Genomic DNA, 17,493 nt, shown 5'->3' with positions numbered 1-17,493 from the left:
CGATGCAGCCGCTCACTGCGGGCGATCCGCCCGCCATCGGGGGCCACCGGCTGCTCGGCCGGCTCGGCGCGGGCGGCATGGGAGTGGTGTATCTGGCGCGCTCGCCGGGCGGCGCGCTGGTTGCGTTGAAGGTGATCCGTGCCGAGCACGCGGCCGACCCCGCCTTCCGGGCCCGTTTCGAACGCGAGGCGCGGGCGGCGAGCCGCATCTCGGGCCGCTGGACGACCCCGGTCGCCGCCGCCGACCCGCAGGCCGATGAGCCCTGGCTGGCCACGGCATTCGTCCCAGGGCCCTCGCTCGCGGAGGCGGTGTCCCGGTACGGACCGTTGCCGGAGCCGACCGTACGTGTCCTGGGGGAACGGCTGGCCGAGGCGCTCATCGAGGTGCATGCCGCGGGCCTGGTGCACCGGGATGTGAAGCCGGGCAATGTGCTGCTCGCGCTGGACGGGCCCCGGCTGATCGACTTCGGCATCGCACGGGCGGTCGGCGCGACCGCGCTGACCGCCACCGACATGGTGATCGGCTCGCCCGGCTACCTTTCGCCCGAGCAGGCGCAGGCCGGCCGGGCGGGTGAGATCGGTCCCCCAAGTGACATCTTCTCGCTGGCCTGCGTCCTTGCATACGCGGCGAGCGGCCGCCGCCCCTTCGGCACCGGCACTCCGGCCGCCGTGCTGTTCCGCACGGTGCACGAGGAGCCCGAACTCGACGACGTACCCGGCCCGTTGCTGTCGCTCGTGACCGCCTGTCTGGCCAAGGATCCCGACGCACGGCCCACCGCCGACGGCATACGGGCCGAGCTGGCGGGCCCTGGCAGCCGGCCCGGCGAGTGGCTGCCCTCCGAGCTGCCCCGGCTGATCGCGGAGCGCTCGGCGAAGGTCCTCGAACTGCCCGACCCCGAGCCGCAGGAGCCGACGCGGACGCAGAACCGCGTCGCGGCGGCTCCCCCTCGCCGCCGCTTCCTTGCGCTGGGCGGCTCGGCGGCCGCAACGGCCGCGATCGGCGGAGGCATCGCCGCGTATCTGGCGAGCCGCCGGGACCGCGGCGGAGACGGTGGGCAGGTCTCCTCCGGGTCGCTGCCGCGTCACACCGTCGGCCTGCAGGCGGATCTGAGCGGCGGCGGCAAAGCCGTAGGCCGCGCCCAGGAACGTGGTGCACGCCTTGCGGTCGAGGAGCTCAACGCCCGGAAGGACCGGCCCTTCGAGCTGACCCTCAAGGCCCTCGACGACGGCGGGGAGCCGGCCCGTGCCAGGGCGGCCGCCGCCCAACTCGTCGCGGACCGCGCGGTGCAGGCGGTCATCGGCCCGTCAACGGTCGCCGCCGCGGAGGCCGTTGCGGCTCAGTACCAGAAGGCGCTGCTGCCCGTGCTGACAGTCTCCGTCAGCACGGACCGTGTCTCGAGCGCCACCAATCGCGCTTTCTTCCAGCTGAGTCCGGACGACGGCGTTCTCACCCTGGCCATGGTCCACTACCTCACCGTGGTGACGAAGGCGGACCGCACGGCGATAGTCGAGGATCTGGCGGCCGGGAAGGCGGGCTGGGAGCTGGCCAACAGCATCCGGGCGACGCCCCCGTCCGAGGGCGTCACCACGGTGCATCAAGTGGCGGCGGCGAGCGACGACTTCGGGCCCGCCGTGGCTGCTGTGATGGCCGCCCGCGCCCAGGGCGTCGTCTTCGCCGGGACCTCACCGCACCGGGCCGCCCTCTGCGCCCGAGCGCTCCAGGCGGCGGGATTCAAGGGGGCCTCGATGGCCACCGGAGCCGTGCTGGAGCCGGCGTTTTTGTCCGAGGCCGGTACGGCGGCCGAGGGCTGGCTCTTCTCCACGGCTTTTGTCGACGCGGCGCAGCAGCCGGGAGCCGAACACTTTGCCGCCGAGTTCAAGAAGCGCTTCGGGGTGAGGCAGGTGGATCGGTATGCCATTGAGGCCTACGACGCGCTGTTCCTCGTCGCCCAGGGCATGAGCGCGCTGGGCAAGGGCGGTGTGGAGCGGGGTGCGATGGTGCGCAGACTGCGTGAGCTCCCGTACAAGGGACTGGCGAAGACGATCGCCTTCGAACCGCTCACCCGGGTGATGCCGCCGAAGACCGGCCAGTTCCTGCACCGCGTGGAGGGTGGCCGGGTGCGTTTTCTGGGCCACTACGCAAAGGTCAGGAGCGCGGGCTCCTGACCTTTGCGTAGTGCGGCGGTCAAGCCCGAACGGATTGAGACCGGCTGTCCGACTTGGGCTTGAGAGGTGCGAGTCGGCGCAGGGCGAGCAGCCCGCCGATGCCGGGCAGCAGCGACAGCGCGATGGCGCGAGGGGTGCGCCGCGGGTCGCGGAGGACGGCGATGAAGCTGAACAGGTAGGCGCAGCCGTGCGTGGGCCCGGCCGGCGAAGAGACGGCTGGCAGGTGCACGGTGAACAGGTTGGCCAGCATCACCACGAGGGTGGCCAGTTCGACCGTGCTCGCGATGCGCAGTGGTTGCCGGGTGCCTTTCATGTCAGGCTCCCGTCGTCGAGCCGGGGCGGATGATCATCAGGACGGTCACCACCGCCCACAGCAGGTTGAATATTCCGGTGAACATGGCCAGCCGTGCCGTATGACGTCGCTCAACAGGCTCGGTTGCCCCATCAAGCTGTTCCAGCAGGGCGTCCTGCCGGGGCAGGACCAGCAGCCCCAGCACACCTGCCGCGCCGGCGGTCAGCGCGATCGACGTGATGAGCCAGGTGTCGCCCAGAACACCAAGGCTGCTGGCGGTGGCGAATCCGAACACCGGCACGGCCAGACCGATTCCGGCGTAGACGCGGCAGATGCGGTGAAGAAGCCGGACCGTTCCCCGTGATGCAGTGTCGGGCCCGGCGGCCTGCGCGCGGCGGACGGCGGGCGGAAACATGCTGGCGGCGACCGCCACGGGGCCGATGGCGATGATGGCGGCCAGGACGTGGAGGGAGAGAAAGAACTTCGTCATCGCAGGGCGCCGGGCTCCGCTTCGGTTTCGGTGACGCGATCGCCGCTGACCTTGCTGCCGGGCAGCCGGCCGGTCTTGGCCTTGCCGCTGAGCCGGTCCCCCTCGACGGTGAGGTCGAAGACGAGGTGGAGCCGCATGGGCTTGGTGATCGACTGGCGGTAGGTCACCGCGTCGCCCTGGACGGTTATGTCGGTCAGCGGGACTTGTTCTCCGGACTTGAGGTCCTGGGCGGTGCCGTGCCAGGCGCCGTCGGGCTGCGCGGTCAACTGCACGCGGGCCTGCTGCTTGCCCAGCGGTGTGTCGATGGTCAGTTTCCAGATGCCTTCGGCAGACATAGTGCGGGGATCTTTCGGTAGCGGGAGGTCAGACGGTGAGAGCGGGGGCGGCGCCGCGGGAGGACCAGACGGTGCCGCGGCGCTCGTGTTCGAAGAGCTTTTCCACGTTGTGTGCGACCTGGGGGCCGACTTCGCGCTCAAGGATGTAGAGCCCGACGTCCAGGCCCGAGGTCACCCCGCCGCCGGTGATCAGATCGCCGTCGTCGACGACGCGGGCATCGACGGCGATGGTGCCGGTGGCGCCCAGCACATCGAGCCCGAGGCGGTGCGTGGTGGCGGGACGGCCCTCGGTGAGCCCGGCCATGGCGAGGATCAACGAGCCGCCGCAGACGGTGGCGACGAGCGTGTCCTCGCGCTGGAGCGCCTCCTTGGCCAGGCGCGGCAGGTCAGTTTCCAGGGTGCGGCCGAGGATCGCCGGGATGGCGTCGGCCTGCTCCTCCTCGCTCATGTCCGCCGGGTCGCGTACGTCACCCGCGGCGCCCGGCAGGACGATGACGTCGGCCCGCACGGGGTCCAGGAGGGCGGTGGCCTTCAGGCTCAGCGGCGGAAGGCCGCTGGGCACGTCGCGCGGTCCCTCCGCGGAGACGAGCTCCACCTGCACGGCGCCCTCGGTGAGCATCCCCGCGCTGTGAAGCACCTCGTAGGGGGCGATGACATCCAGCGGGTCGAAGCCGTCGAACAGTACGAACTGGGCGAGCATCGGCAGTCTCTCTTCCGTCGCAATCGGCGTTGCCATGCCAACGCTAGGCGGACGATCAAGCTCTGCCCACGGGCATTAATGACAACTTCCCACGGATTCTCGCCAGTCCTTTTGACGTGTCCCTTTGTGGAAATTGCCCGATATCAACGCCCTGTATCGCGTGGCGGGAAGCTGACTATCGTGGTTCATATGCATACGGTGGCAGTTCTGGCTCTGGACCATGTGGTGGCGTTCGACATGGCCGTACCCATCGAGGTGTTCGGACGTGCACGGCTCCCGGACGGACGCCGCCCCTATCGGGTCCGTGTCTGTTCCCCGGCTCCCAAGGTGGAAACCGAGGCCTTCGCCCTGCAGGTCGCCTGGGGCCTGGAGGCGCTGGCGGAGGCGGACACGATCATCGTGCCGGGCTGCTCGGAGCAGGCGCCGCCCCCTTCCCAAGAGGTCCTGGATGCACTGCGCGCCGCGGCGGCGGCAGGCACCCGCATCGCCTCGGTGTGCGCGGGCGCGTTCATCCTGGCCGCCACCGGCTTGCTGGACGGCCTCAGCGCCACCACCCACTGGGTCGCCGCCGACCAACTGGCCCGGCGGTTCCCGCTCATCGATGTGCAGCCCGACGTCCTGTACATCGACAACGGTCGGATCCTCACCTCGGCCGGCGCCGCCGCGAGCCTGGACCTGTGCCTGCACATGGTCCGCCGTGATTTCGGGTCCGCCGTTGCCGCCGATGCCGCACGCCTTTCGGTCACGCCCTTGGAACGCGAGGGCGGCCAGGCCCAGTTCATCGTTCACGAACAGCCGCCCGTCCCCCAGGGCTCAACCCTCCAGCCCGTGCTGGACTGGATCGACGACAACCTCGCTCGGGACCTGACCCTGGGTGCCATGGCCGAACGCTCCGGAATGAGCGGTCGCACGTTCAGCCGGCGCTTCCGCGAACAGCTGGGCACCACACCCCTGCAGTGGCTGCTGCGGGCCCGCGTGCGGCGCGCGCAGTATCTGCTGGAGAACAGCGACTACCCGGTCGAACGCATCGCACAGCAGGCCGGATTCGGATCACCGACCGCCTTCAGGGAACGCTTCCGGCGGGTCGTGGGCACCACCCCGCAGGCGTACCGCTCCGCCTTCCACGGACGCCGGTCCACGCAGCCGCTCGCCTCCAGCCGGAGCGCGGCCTCGTCCCCGACTCCCCGGAGGTCATGAGCGCCCCCGTGGAGACCCCGCCGACTCAGGAGCCCGCGGTGGCAGGGACCCTGGTCCAGATGGCCGCCCAGGACAAGCGCCGGATGTGTGCCGACCCCGAAGCCCTGGCGGCCATGCGGAAGCGGGTGGTCGAGACGTCCTAGCGCTGAGGCGAGTCACCTGTGTACGCCTCGTGCGCCGCGTTGGATGAGCGATGAGCCGATGCGAGGGCGTCTCGTGCTTCCTGGTCCGACATACCGGGCAGCAGCGCGATTGACGCTCGTGCTTCACGTTCCACGGCAGCCCAGGTTCGATGCGACCGTCGATTGGCCATGAGTCGCTCTTCGGCGCGGACGAAGGCGAGTGCCGCCGTGAGAGCCGCGGCAGTAAGCGCGAGAAAGCCCGCCAGGACACGCAGACCGGCGTCGGCCAGTCCGGCTCCACCCGCCGCTGCCGCCGCAGCGGCGGAAACCGATCCGCCGCCGATGTGTACGTAGTTCCAGAACTCGATCCGTTTCTCGGCTGCTCTGGCCTTGTGTGCTGCTGCGTCCCGCACGTTCTCGAACTCCGCGACCACAAGTGACCTGTCCGTGCGCCCCGTTAGATCTGTCATGTGCGCAGCGTGACAGTTGGGAAACTGATCGGGAAGTTGTGGACAATGATCCACGACCGAAGTAGTACGGATTGCTGGGGCGTGCCCCGCCCTTGGCGGCCAAGCCGTCGGCGGGCTTGGCCTGCGATGCCCGTCCCAGTTCTTCCACCAGGTGCGGCACGGTGGGGCGCGTTGGCCCGGGTCCTTGGCCAGGCAACGGGCCACGACGTTCGCCAGTTGGGTCGGCAGGCCGGTCAGGTCCGGTTCCTTATGGACGACTCGGTGGTTCAGGGGGCAGGACGAGCCGCCTCCGAACAGGCAGGATCCGGTCGCCGCGTAGGTCAGACCTGCTGGGGATCCCCCGCTTGCAACGGTGCGAAAGCCGCCACCCCGCCCTCCCGTCCCTCCAGCACCGGGTCCACCATCACGCGGTCAGGCCCTGGTCTTCCTGGTCGGGTCAGTTGGCGCGTTCATAGTGGTATCCGTCGCCGTGGGCGACGTTGTGGCGGATGCCGGCCGGGTCGTCGAGGATGAAGTAGGAGGGGGCGGAGTCCGCGCAGACAGAGGGGCTCGAGCGCGCCTCGTCCACTTCGGCATTGCCGACGTTGATGCGCGCGCCACCGTCCGTCACGGAGACCAGGTCGGCCACCTGCTCGCAGTGGGCTCCGCCCGAATCGGTGACGAGGGTGACCGCGTGTCGGCCGGGGACGGCCCGGTAAATGGTCACGTTCTGCGGTTGCGGAGCGTACGGGGATGTGAGGGACCGGGTGCCGACGAACTGCGCCGGAACCCGGTTGTCGGACGTGCCGGAGCCGGGGTCAGAGTTGCCGCCGCTGCCACTGCCGGGAGCTGACGTGGTGACGCCGCCGGGAGCTGACGTGGTGACGTCGCTGGGAACGCCCAGTCAGGTTCCGCGGCTGTGCCTGGTTCGACCAAGCCGTGAAGGGGCCGACCGTACTGGTCCCGTGATCCGCCTCGCGATCTCACGAGCATGTTGTGGCGGGCTATGGAATCAGCCAGAGTCTTCGCGGAAGCCGAGCCCGCAAATCAGTGCGAGCCAGGTGGCGCCGGGTCAGGCCCTGCGCCGCGCAGTGCCGTGCGCTTGACCAGCCGGTCATCCCTTAACGGACCCGGTCATCGCCACGGTGGCCCCTCGGTGGAGCGGTCTTTCTCCGCATCAGGGTGGGTCCGGTGTGCGTTCCGGTGACTACGGGTGTCAGGATGAAGCCATGAGTAACGTGTTCTTCGACATCACCATCAACGACCAGCCCGCCGGTCGGATCGTCTTCCAGCTGTTCGATGACGTGGTCCCCAAGACCGCCAGGAACTTCCGCGAGCTCGCCACGGGCGAGCACGGCTACGGCTACGAGGGCTCTTCCTTCCACCGCGTCATCCCGGACTTCATGCTCCAGGGGGGCGACTTCACCGCCGGTAACGGCACGGGCGGCAAGAGCATCTACGGCGAGAAGTTCGCCGACGAGAACTTCCAGCTCAAGCACACCAGGCCGGGCCAGCTCTCCATGGCCAACGCGGGCCCGAACACCAACGGCTCGCAGTTCTTCATCACCACCATCGTCACCGACTGGCTGGACAACAAGCACGTCGTCTTCGGCGAGGTCGTCGAAGGTATGGACCTCGTGAAGCAGATCGAGGGCCTGGGCTCGCGCAGCGGTGCCCCCAAGGCGAAGATCACGATCGCCAAGTCGGGCGTCGTAGAGGACTGACCCCGTCTGCGCGGCGTGCGCCGCGCGACGTCCGGGGCCGGGCGAATCGTCTCTGCGACGCTCGCCCGGCCTTCAGCCCGTGGCGGCGGGCTTCCGCCTGGGGCGGCGCGCCGCGGGGATGTCGGTGTCCTTGAGGTCCTTCGCCCACAGGGAGCGCACATGGCCCAGGTGCCGGGCCATGCATGCCTCGGCGGCCTCTGCGTCACCCGCCAGCATCAGATCGAGGAGCTCCAGGTGCTCCTCGGCGGAAGGCAGCAGCTGGTCGCGTTCGTCCAGTGCGGTCAGTCCGTAGAGGCGGGAGCGCTTGCGCAGATCGCCGACCGTCTCGACAAGACGCTCGTTGCCCGTGAGGCCGAGCAGGGTGAGATGGAACTGGCGGTCGGCTTCCAGATAGCCGATGAGGTCGTGTTCGCGGGCGGCGCGGACGATCTCCTCGGCCACCGGCCGTAGTGCCTCCAGGTCTTCGGGGGAGGCGCTGCGGGTGATCCGGCCGATCATCGGGACTTCGATGAGGGTGCGGATCTCGGTGTACTGGTCGAGATCGCGCTCATTGACTTCGGTGACTCTGAACCCCTTGTTCCGCACCGGTTCAACGAGACCTTCGCGGGCCAGGTCGAGCATCGCCTCACGCACGGGGGTGGCGGAGACGCCGAAGTCCTCCGCGAGCCCTGGCGCCGAGTAGACCTCGCCCGGGCGGAGTTCGCCGGAGATGAGCGCGGCCCGCAGAGCATGAGCCACCTGGTCGCGCAGCGGCTCCCGGGCGGTGACAAGGTTGCGCTGCTTCAGGTGCCCCATGGTGTTCCCTCCGTGCTGCCGCCGCGGCTCACCAGGGTACAATGTCACGTTGCCCTCGCAGGGGTACGGGCGCAGGTGAAGGCGCCTGGAGCAGAACTTCAGCGCCCTGCAGCCCAGTTCGCGGTTCCCTCGGCGCGGGCGCGCATTCCGAAGACGGGATCACAGTCGGCCACCGGGCAGCGGGGCGGACAGCCGGACGCCCGGCGGGATGAGTGAACGGGCGGCGGGCAGGGGGAGTTCGCTCGGACGAGCGGACCGCCGGGGGCCCAGTCGTGGGCCGTGAAACCTGGAGCTCGGCGGATGACGTCCGGTCACCGTTTGTGGTGATTTGGGGGCGCCTATTCGGTATCGGAGCCGTCTCCCGCCGGGAAGCTTCCGCGAAGTGGGATGTGTACGGGGGTTGTCAGTGCAATGTCACATTACTACGTTACGCATCACATGACGGCCGGATATCCCATCAACGGCCTTCTGTGGCACAGCACTTCGTCCTCCGAAACCCCCACTCAGGAGATATCGGTGTCTCAAGACGGATATGCACCCAGACCCCTGCTGGCCGCGGTGATAGCGGCCGCAGTAGTGCTCGCCCCCCTTGCACCACTCGGCCAGGCCTCTGCAGCTCCCGTACAGCCGAAGCCGGCCGCCCCTGTCGCCGAGCCCGTCGACCGCCACAACCCGCACGACGAAGTGGAACGCCTCGCCGCGGCACCCGAGTTCACGGCCCGAACCGCGCCCGCCCCTGGTGGGCTGCCTCAGGGCCGCACCCCCGGCGCTCGTACGGCAGGCCGCGCCACCACCGCAGCCGGCGCCCCCGCAGTTCCCTGCACGCTGGACGGCATCACCACTCTGGGCCCGGAGCAGTTCGCCGACTTCCTCGCCGATCCGGCGGTCACCGCTGACGGTTGTCTGCGCGACGTCATCTGGACCTGGGACGCCCGCCTGGCCCCCGTCATGTCCGACGCCCACGTCCAGGCCGTCTCCCGCCGGATATCCGCGCTCTCCCCGGCGCATGACGGGAAGAACGGCAGCCATCTGCTGGAGATGCTCACCTACCTCCACGCCGTGGTCTACCACGACTTCTCACGCAGCGAGATCGACGTCACCGACGCCCCCACCGCCGAGGCCATGCGCCGCGCCATCAACGCCTTCGGGACAGCGGCCCGCTCGTTCACCGCGACACGCACCAACGCCGACACCCTGCGCGAAGCCCTCTACGCAGGCAGCGGCACCGGGCTGCGCCACTCCCAGCTCGGACTGATCCAGAAGGTGCTGGCCATGCTGGACCAGTACCACACCACCACCTACAAGGACCCCGCGTGGGGCGGCGCCGCGCTTGCCGGGCTCTCCGTCAACTACCTGGGGATCTACCCGGGCAACAACGACACCTCCTTCCGCACACTGGTCACCCGGAACACGACCTACCGCAACGACTTCCGGAAGTTCGCCGCTTACACCCACCTCAAGGGCACGGCGAACGAGTGGGTGGTACGGGATGCGCTCGGCGAGTACGGCCGGTTCGGTCAGATCGAGGCCCTGAAGTCAGAGACCGTCTCCGGTCTGGGCGCGCTGCTGCCGGTCACCACGCGCAACTTCGGCGAGGGCAGCCAGCCCTGGGCCAAGGTGGCGAGCTGGCTCAACTTCTACGAGGCATGCAAGCCGTACGGGGTGTGCAAGGACGACATCGAGCGCCGCATCTTCCCGCACACCTACGTCTACGACAACGGTGCGATGAAGGTCCGCACCGGGCTGGACCGGCCCACCGTCGACCAGCTCTACTATGCGAGCAAGCAGGTCAGGGCGCAGTTCCACCGCGTCCTGGGCACCGATGCGCCGCTGGCCGGTGACACCAACACCTCGCTGAACATCGTGCTCTACGGCTCACGCGCCGACTACGAGACGTACCACCCGCTGCTCACCGGTATGGACACCAACAACGGCGGCGTCTACATCGAACGTGGCGCGACCTTCTACACCTATCAGCGGCGCGTCCCGCAGGACTCCTCGCTCACCCTGGAGGAACTCTTCCGTCACGAGTACATGCACTACCTCAACGGCCGCTGGGCGGTGCCCGGATACTTCGGTGAGGGCCCGTGGTACCAGGGAGACCGCACGACCGCCTTGGACGAGGGCACGGCCGAGTTCTTCGACGGCGCCACCCGGGACGACGGCATCGCCGTGCGCAAGTCGCTGGTGCAGGGCGTCATCGACGACACGGCGGGCGGCGGGCCGCGCATGAGCGTGAACCAGCTGCTGCACGCCACCTACGACGGCGACGGCTTCCGCTTCTACGACTACGCCGGCACCTTCTTCGAGTTCCTGTGGACCGAACGCCCCTCGCTGATCCGCGAGATGTACGGGTACCTTCGCGCGGACGACCCCGCCGCCTTCGACTCCTGGCGCAACCGCCTGGGCCGGGACGCCGCGCTGCAGCGCGGGTACGACAGCTTCCTGGACGCACAGATCGCCAAGGTCGACGAACTCTTCGTGCCGAACACCACGTTCAATCCGAACGACCGGCTACGGGACTCCTCGGCCGAAGCGGTCCGTGTCTCCCTCGCAACCGCCACCCAGCTCAGTCCCACCTGCGCGACGGCCCCGGATCCGACGATGCGCCGTTTCATCTGCACCGGCCGGATCACCGCGAACCTCACCGACCCCTCGAGCCCTGACCGCATCTTCAAGGACATGTCCGAGACGGTCGACTACTTCATCCTGGACCGGGCTCGCCCCGCCTCCACCAATCTGACCGACATGAACTGCCACTTCGGCAAGGTCGACATCTGGACGGGCGGCCGCGCCGGCACTGCCGACTACACCTGCGAAGGCCCGCTGCGCAGCTGACGGCACAAGCCCCGGGTCGTACGGCGCGTGGCACTGCCGCCGTACGACCCGGGAGCCTGGCGCCGCCGCGCGTGACGTTGACCGGCCGCCCTGGGCTCGGGTCTGTCTCCGGCCGTCCGCCCGTACAACCTCACGGCCGGACGGGGAGTCCAACCTGCGAGAACCAGCGCCTGACGGGCCGCCACGGACATGCCCGCCTCCACCAGAGGCGACCGGCCGAGGTCACGGGCCCGGCGCCATCGGGGAGGCCGACCATGAGACCGAGACTGACCGCCGGGGCGCCGCGCGCCGCTCTGGCCTGGTGCGCCGCGATGGTGCTGGGCCTCGGCCTGGCCGCCGCGCCGCCCTCCGCCGCCGACCCCGCACCGGAAGGCTATTTCGAGGTCCACGCGCCGCCGAAGCACGAGGTGGCCCGCGCAGGCGCAGTACCGAACGACGCCCGGTTCAAGGACGTCCAGATCCAGTTCATCAACGTCCGTCCCCAGCAGGATCTGGTGGAGGACGTCGAGCTGGTGATCGACACCACCGGCGTCAAGGATGTCGCGGAGTTCCGCTTCGCGGCGGACTGTGCTGTGGCGGGGGCGGTCGCCACCTGCCCGGTCGGGGATGTCGAAGTGCGCTGGATGGCCGAGCCCGCCTTCACGTACTCCTACAAGGTCCGCGCCAAGGCCGGCGCGGCGAACGGCGCCACGGGACAGGTCACGTACACCGCCCGCTCGGCCAACACCCCGCTCGGGAAGGAGAGCGAGCTCACGACCGCCGTCACGGTCACCGAGGCCGCCGACCTGGTGCTGACTCCGCCGGCGCAGTACCGGATCCGCGTGCCGGCCGGCGGGAGCGTCCCGTTGCCGCTGGAGGTGTCCAACGCGGGAAGTCAGACCGTGCCGCGCACGTATCTGCGGATCTGGGGCTTCGACGGCGACGACCGGGCGGAACTGCTCGGCAGCTACACCAACTGCTGGTACCAGACCCGCGACCCCAAGAACGCCAAGTCCCCGAAGGTCGGGGCAGTGTGCCTGCTGAACACCCCGCTCCCGGCCGACTCGGCGCGGCACGTGCTGTCCCCGCCGCTGAGGGTCGCAATGGGCAAGTACGAGGAGTTCAGCAGGCTGGAGTACATGGTGCTGCCGAGTGTCCCTGAGCAGCCCCGCGGCGTGCGAGGCACCTCGGGCGTACTGAAGCTGGCGCCCAAGCCGCAGCAGAAGGCGGCGCAGGCCGCACCGTCGCCCCGCGAGATCGACGGATCCGACAACTCCGTGATCGTCGGGTTCGATACAGGCCAGGTGGCCGATCTGGCGGCTGCGGGCGCGACCGTCAAGACGCGCGTCGGCGAGCGGTTCACCGCCGTCGTCGGAGTGACGAACCGGGGCCGGGCGGTGTACCGCGGCCCCGGGGCGAGCGTGATGGTCGAGATCCCGCGCGGACTGAAGGTGCTGGCGTTCGACAAGCGGTGCAAGGCGACGCCCAACACCACGCACTGGGAGAACTACACGGATCCCACGTTCGGTGACGGCCCTGATGATGACGCACCCGTCCCGACGGGCGCACTGTACCGGTGCAGGGTCCCCGGAGAGCTGTTGCCGGGCATCAGGCCCGTGCTCGGCTTCAGGCTCACGGCGACCCGGACGCTCGACGAAGCGCGGGGAGTGGTGTTCCTCAGCGAGGGGAGGGCGGCTCCCGGGCGGAACAACCTCGGCTTCCTTACCGTCACCGCCACAGCCGCCGCAGCCGTCGACGGCACCAGCGGCGGCGGTACGGGGCAGACATCCGGAGGCTCCGGCACTGCCGGTGGCACGGAGGGTGTGACCACCGGCGGCTCCGGTGACCTCGCGGCAACGGGGTCGGGCCCGGCGGTTCCCGTCGCACTCGCCGCGATCGGGGCGACAGGGCTGGGCGTGATCGTGTTCGTCGTCGCAAGGAGGCTTCGGCGAAGAGTCTGAAGGCCGGCGGATGCGTTGCCGCCGCTCTTCGGCGCGCGAAGCAATCGGACGCCCTCGTCGCCCCACCCGGGTAGGCGCCGCCCTCAGAGCTGGGGAGCCGAGCCCCGCACGGACACGCCCTTCCGGGGGTCAGCCAGTGACGTACTGCTCGGAGTATTCCGCGCTGGGGACGATGGGCGTGATGACGTCGATCAGGACGCCGTTGGGATCGGCCACGATGAAGTGCCGTTGCCCGAAGTCCTCATTGCGCAGTTCAAGGACGGGGCGCAGCCCTTCGCGGGTAACCAGCCGGTCCCATTCCGCGTCCACGTCCTCCACTTCGAAGTTGAGCAGCAGGCCCTGTGCCGGGACGCGGTGGCTCTTCGGAATCGTCGGGTGGGTGTGGTCGAGCAATGCGAGCTCGTACCCGGGATCTCCTGGCCGCCGCAGGCTGACGTACCAGTCGGCCTCGAACGTCGTGTCGAACTCCAGCAGCCGGGTGTAGAAGTCGCGGGACTCTTGCAGCTTCGCCGTGCCGATCACGGGATAGAAGCTGGTCAGCTTCATGTCCGAACTCCTTTCGCATACCATCGGTATGCGAGTGACACTATTCGCGTACCATCGGTATGTCAATGAGGAGTGCGATGCGGCAGAACGGCATCCGGGCACAGCAGCGGGAGCAGACAAGACAGGCGCTGTTGCGGGAGGGCAGGCGTCTGTTCTCCGACCGTGGCTACGGCGCGGTGGGCCTGGCGGAGATCGTCCAGGCAGCCGGGGTGACCAAGGGTGCGCTCTACCATCACTTCACTGGCAAGGCGGACCTCTTCCGCGCTGTTTTGGAGGAGTTGCAGCAGGAAGTGGGCCGACGCGTGGCCGCGGCCGCCGACGCCCACGACGATCCCTGGGCCCAGCTGACCGCCGGCTGTCAGGAGTTCCTCACCGCGAGCACTGACCCGGACATCCAACGGGTCATGCTCGTCGACGGGCCTGCCGTGCTGGGGTGGAGTCAATGGCGGGCCATGGACGAGGCCGCCTCTGCCCGCCACCTCGCCGACGCGTTGTCCTTCCTCATGGAGGCAGGGATCATTGGCCCGCAGCCGGTCGCACCGCTGGTCCACCTGTTGTCGGGGGCGATGAACGAGGCGGCCCTCTGGCTGGCCTCCTCCTCCGACCCCGAAGACCTGGCCCACACCAGAGCCGCGCTGGGGCAACTGCTTCAGGCACTGCGCTCCGGCTGACTCGAGCAACGCGTCCTCGAGCCATTTGTTCCGGGGCCCACTCCTTGGGTTTGCGGCGCAACGGCGAGCGGGGTCCGGAACTTCAGGTGCGGCAAGGGCTGTTCCTGGAGGCTGCCCGGCTGCCGTGGCCTTGATTCGTACAACCTTGTGATCAAGTAGAGGGTCTCCTCTGTGCAAGGGCCCGGCGGTCTGCCGCCGGGCCGGGGGGAAGACCAGAGGAGACACATGCGTACGCAGCGACAAACCCGGCGCGTCCGGCGGCGGTTCGCCGTCGTCGCGGCTACGGCCACGGCCCTTCTGGCGACCGGCGGATTCGCGCACGGCGCGCCGACGGCGGACCCGCAACTGCCCACGATCAACCTCGAGACGCCGGACGTCGCCGCCGGGGGCTCGGTCAGCCACACCATCAAGGTGAGCGTGTCGGAGAAGGGCCGGGTCGAGCTGCACATGGAGCCGGCCGAGGGCTTCCGCTGGTGGCACCTCCAGTCGGAGGCCTCCGACCTGCACAGAGGCCCGGTCACCGGCCCGAACGCCTCGTGTCGAGAGGAGCCGTACCCGAACGGGGAACTCCTGGCGGTCTGCGACATCGCCCCGGGCGAGACCACCCTCACGTACTCCGTGGCCGCCGCCGCGGACATGGAGGCGTGGACGATCGCGGCGCGCGCCAGCTTCCAGCCGACGGGCGACCCTGTGAAGTACAGGGAGACGAGCGAGTTCTCGGTGCTCAGCGACGACCCGGTGGAGATGTCGTACCGCGTCTTCGGCCGGGACACGGCCGCCCGGCTCTTCTCGCACGAGACCTACCCGGTGGAGGTTCCGGGGCTGGAGAAGGGCTGGCGCCGGGACCACGGCTCGGGCTGGAACGCCTTTGACGCGCTGACCAAGCTGTCCCCGATCAGCATCGTCAACCGGGGCGGTGGCGTCGTCGCCCGGGAGCCTTCGGGTCTCCTCTGGTACTACCCGGTCTCCGGCTTGAAATATTCCCCGGTGTTCAAGCCGCGCGTGCGGGTGGGCACCGGCTGGAGCATCTACAACTCGGTGCGCGGCACCGGCGATGTCACCCGCGACGGTCACGCGGACCTCATCGGCCGTGACAAGGCCGGGGTGTTGTGGCTCTACCAGGGCACGGGCGTCGAGTCGAAGCCGTTCGCGGCGCGCACCAAGGTCGGCTCGGGCTGGAACATCTACAACGCCATGACGGGCGGCGTCGACGTCACCAAGGACGGCATCGCGGACCTGTACGCCCGCGACACGTCCGGCGTGCTGTGGCTCTACAAGGGCACCGGCAACGCGGCGAAGCCGTACGCCGCGCGCATCAAGGTGGCCACCGGCTGGAACGCGTACACCGCGATCATCGCGCCGGGCGACGGCACGGACATCGGCAAGGGGGCGCTGCTCGTGCGCGACAAGGCCGGCGCGCTGTGGTGGTTCCGGGGCACGGGCGTCGCGTCGAGCCCGCTGGCACCGCGGTCGTCCGCCGTGGCGGAAACGCACCCGTACACCGCCTGGATGTAGTCCACTGGGCTCCGTCGCACATATGTGGTGTGGATTCGCCGCACCATCGAAGGGTCCGCACAGTGCACTGTGCGGACCCTTGGTTCACCCGAAAGGGCATATGGCTTCGGTGTCACTCGAACGATCTACCCAAGGGTTCGGGTCTCTTGTCCCTCGAGACGGATAGCGCGAAACTGGACAGACACAGCAGAACAGGGCACTTGGGGGGATGTTCTCGTGTACGAACAGGAGATCAGCCGGCGCAGTCCGGGCTGCTTCCTCTTCCTTCTCGACCAGTCCTACTCGATGGGGGCTCCGATATCCGGCAGCCCGGCGGCCAAGGCATCCGCACTGGCCTCCATGATCAACGAATTGCCGACTGGTCGAGCACTCTCATACGCTGCGCCGGCCGGACGGGACCGTGGTGGAGGAGCGGACTACGACACCGGAGTGGATAGCACCGCTCAACTTCGGAATGACACCGATGTGTGCCGCCCTCGGCATGGCCCAGAAGGTCCTGCGCGGCTGGGTGAAGCAGCACCGCTCTTCGTTCCCGCCGATCGTTCTCAACATCACGGACGGCGAGGCCACGGACGGAGATCCCCGCAGCGAAGCCCGGCGGATCACCCGGCTGGCAACCGCTGACGGTCCTGTCCTGTTGTTCAACCTCCATCTGTCGGAGGCGAAGGGGGAGTCGATTCCGTTCCCGGTCGTGCCGCCCCCCGGAGTACCGAAGGCCGCGCTGCTCTTCGAGATGTCCAGCGCGCTGCCCGGCACGCTTGTGCAGGCCTCGGGGTACGGCGACCGGATCCGGCCCGGTGCGCGCGGCTTCGTATTCAACGGGGGTGCCGCATCCTTGATGGACTTCCTGCGCATCGGTACCAGCACCACGTCCCTGATCGGCGAGCATTGAACGAGCTGGGTCCGCCGCCGACCCGAACCGTGCTGCGGTGCGAGGCCCTCGTCGTTCCCAAGGGACGGGCGAGTGAGTGCGAAGACGCGCACGCTTGGAATGCCCACCGGGCGGCGGTCTGCGACGGTGCCTCCCGGGCCTTCGCCTCCGGACGGTGGGCCGCCGTGCTCGCCCAGGAGTTTCTCGTCACCGAACTCGACCGGTCGGGCGAGGACGAGACACACGTCCTCGACGGATGGCTGGCACAGATTCGGCGGCGCTGGGCCGAGCAGACCGCGTCGGCCACCGATGTCCCCGTCTATGTACGAGATGCCCTGGCCCGCGGATCGGCCGCGACATTCCTCGGTGTGGAGACCCATGACGTGAGTTCGGACCGGCCGGGCGCCACGCCGTTTCTGGAGTACCGCGCATTCGCCGTCGGGGATTCGTGTCTGTTCCATCTCCGCGACGGCCGGCCGGTCGAGGTCTTCCCGCTGGACCGGGCCGAACAGTTCGACACCCATCCCGCGCTTATGCCGACCAGGGCCGAACTGCTGGGGTCGCTCGAGCGGGTTCTCCGGCTCACCTCGGGTGTGTGCGGCCCGGACGACACCCTGTTGCTGGCCACGGACGCGCTCGCGGAGTGGGCTCTGCGGTCGGCGGGCGGGAGCAGCGGTGTCTGGACCTTCCTCGAGGGTGCCGACGAGGCCGAATTCAGCGCCAGGGTAAGGGATTTGATAGAGAGCCGGTTGATGACTGCGGATGATGTGTCGCTGATTCGGTGCAGGGCGGTCTCCACCGCTTCCGCGTCACCGGACGCGGGCACCTGAGGCCCAGGACGGG

The 17,493-nt window shown here is 69.2% G+C and carries 17 protein-coding genes; 9 read left to right on the top strand and 8 right to left on the bottom strand.

Annotated features, from left to right (window positions below; all coding sequences use genetic code 11):
* The first annotated feature begins 2 nt into the window (after nt 1-2).
* On the top strand, nt 3-2,165 hold the full coding sequence (locus ACFYWY_RS32055) for a bifunctional serine/threonine-protein kinase/ABC transporter substrate-binding protein (RefSeq protein ID WP_389192931.1): 2,163 nt from the start codon (nt 3-5) through the stop codon (nt 2,163-2,165).
* A 19-nt stretch (nt 2,166-2,184) separates the two neighbouring features.
* On the opposite strand, the gene ACFYWY_RS32050 is transcribed toward ACFYWY_RS32055, so the two are convergent.
* From ACFYWY_RS32050 to ACFYWY_RS32035, 4 genes are read right to left on the bottom strand one after another with little or no spacing between them, the layout of a single operon-like run.
* Nucleotides 2,185-2,478 (bottom strand): DUF3817 domain-containing protein, encoded by a 294-nt coding sequence (locus tag ACFYWY_RS32050; protein ID WP_389192928.1) that lies wholly within the window; start codon nt 2,476-2,478, stop codon nt 2,185-2,187.
* A 1-nt stretch (nt 2,479) separates the two neighbouring features.
* A complete protein-coding gene (locus tag ACFYWY_RS32045; protein ID WP_389192926.1) occupies nt 2,480-2,947 on the bottom strand; it encodes a DUF2269 family protein in 468 nt (155 codons plus the stop codon).
* Complete coding sequence (locus tag ACFYWY_RS32040; protein ID WP_389192923.1) at nt 2,944-3,282, bottom strand: hypothetical protein; 339 nt, start codon at nt 3,280-3,282, stop codon at nt 2,944-2,946. The genes ACFYWY_RS32045 and ACFYWY_RS32040 overlap by 4 nt, the downstream gene beginning before the upstream one ends.
* A gap of 28 nt (nt 3,283-3,310) precedes the next feature.
* A complete protein-coding gene (locus tag ACFYWY_RS32035) occupies nt 3,311-3,982 on the bottom strand; it encodes a DJ-1/PfpI family protein (protein WP_389192960.1) in 672 nt (223 codons plus the stop codon).
* Nucleotides 3,983-4,171: 189 nt separating this feature from the next.
* On the opposite strand from ACFYWY_RS32035, the gene ACFYWY_RS32030 reads away from it, so the two are divergent.
* The gene (locus ACFYWY_RS32030) at nt 4,172-5,179 is read left to right on the top strand and encodes a GlxA family transcriptional regulator (protein WP_389192920.1); all 1,008 of its coding nucleotides are present in this window, start codon (nt 4,172-4,174) and stop codon (nt 5,177-5,179) included.
* Nucleotides 5,180-5,318: 139 nt separating this feature from the next.
* On the opposite strand, the gene ACFYWY_RS32025 is transcribed toward ACFYWY_RS32030, so the two are convergent.
* Together ACFYWY_RS32025 and ACFYWY_RS32020 are read right to left on the bottom strand one after the other, a co-directional pair.
* Complete coding sequence (locus ACFYWY_RS32025) at nt 5,319-5,771, bottom strand: hypothetical protein (RefSeq protein WP_389192917.1); 453 nt, start codon at nt 5,769-5,771, stop codon at nt 5,319-5,321.
* A 436-nt stretch (nt 5,772-6,207) separates the two neighbouring features.
* The gene (locus tag ACFYWY_RS32020; RefSeq protein ID WP_389192914.1) at nt 6,208-6,477 is read right to left on the bottom strand and encodes a hypothetical protein; all 270 of its coding nucleotides are present in this window, start codon (nt 6,475-6,477) and stop codon (nt 6,208-6,210) included.
* Between the two features lie 502 nt (nt 6,478-6,979).
* Between ACFYWY_RS32020 and ACFYWY_RS32015 the strand changes: the two genes are divergently transcribed.
* Nucleotides 6,980-7,474 carry a peptidylprolyl isomerase gene (locus tag ACFYWY_RS32015; protein ID WP_389192911.1) on the top strand — a complete coding sequence of 165 codons (495 nt, stop codon included), beginning with the start codon at nt 6,980-6,982 and terminating at the stop codon, nt 7,472-7,474.
* Between the two features lie 72 nt (nt 7,475-7,546).
* Here the strand turns inward: ACFYWY_RS32015 and ACFYWY_RS32010 are convergent, their stop codons facing one another.
* Nucleotides 7,547-8,269 carry a GntR family transcriptional regulator gene (locus tag ACFYWY_RS32010; RefSeq protein WP_389192908.1) on the bottom strand — a complete coding sequence of 241 codons (723 nt, stop codon included), beginning with the start codon at nt 8,267-8,269 and terminating at the stop codon, nt 7,547-7,549.
* A 516-nt stretch (nt 8,270-8,785) separates the two neighbouring features.
* On the opposite strand from ACFYWY_RS32010, the gene ACFYWY_RS32005 reads away from it, so the two are divergent.
* Together ACFYWY_RS32005 and ACFYWY_RS32000 are read left to right on the top strand one after the other, a co-directional pair.
* Complete coding sequence (locus tag ACFYWY_RS32005) at nt 8,786-11,107, top strand: collagenase (RefSeq protein ID WP_389192906.1); 2,322 nt, start codon at nt 8,786-8,788, stop codon at nt 11,105-11,107.
* A 254-nt stretch (nt 11,108-11,361) separates the two neighbouring features.
* Complete coding sequence (locus ACFYWY_RS32000; RefSeq protein WP_389192904.1) at nt 11,362-13,047, top strand: hypothetical protein; 1,686 nt, start codon at nt 11,362-11,364, stop codon at nt 13,045-13,047.
* A gap of 129 nt (nt 13,048-13,176) precedes the next feature.
* On the opposite strand, the gene ACFYWY_RS31995 is transcribed toward ACFYWY_RS32000, so the two are convergent.
* Entirely contained in the window at nt 13,177-13,593 is a 417-nt protein-coding gene (locus ACFYWY_RS31995) for a VOC family protein (protein ID WP_389192902.1), read from the bottom strand.
* 77 nt (nt 13,594-13,670) lie between these two features.
* Between ACFYWY_RS31995 and ACFYWY_RS31990 the strand changes: the two genes are divergently transcribed.
* From ACFYWY_RS31990 to ACFYWY_RS31975, 4 genes are all read left to right on the top strand, one after another.
* Entirely contained in the window at nt 13,671-14,264 is a 594-nt protein-coding gene (locus tag ACFYWY_RS31990; RefSeq protein WP_389192900.1) for a TetR/AcrR family transcriptional regulator, read from the top strand.
* Between the two features lie 225 nt (nt 14,265-14,489).
* Nucleotides 14,490-15,779, top strand: coding sequence for a hypothetical protein (locus tag ACFYWY_RS31985; RefSeq protein WP_389192897.1), 1,290 nt, complete (start codon nt 14,490-14,492; stop codon nt 15,777-15,779).
* Nucleotides 15,780-16,260: 481 nt separating this feature from the next.
* Nucleotides 16,261-16,671: a hypothetical protein gene (locus tag ACFYWY_RS31980; protein ID WP_389192894.1), complete on the top strand. Its 411-nt coding sequence runs from the start codon at nt 16,261-16,263 to the stop codon at nt 16,669-16,671.
* Nucleotides 16,668-17,480, top strand: coding sequence for a hypothetical protein (locus ACFYWY_RS31975; protein ID WP_389192891.1), 813 nt, complete (start codon nt 16,668-16,670; stop codon nt 17,478-17,480). Before ACFYWY_RS31980 ends, ACFYWY_RS31975 begins: the two co-directional genes overlap by 4 nt.
* Nucleotides 17,481-17,493 lie beyond the last annotated feature (13 nt).

The organism is Streptomyces sp. NPDC002870 (assembly GCF_042888505.1).
GTDB lineage: Bacteria > Actinomycetota > Actinomycetes > Streptomycetales > Streptomycetaceae > Streptomyces.
This window is presented reverse-complemented; position numbering and strand designations above follow the sequence as displayed.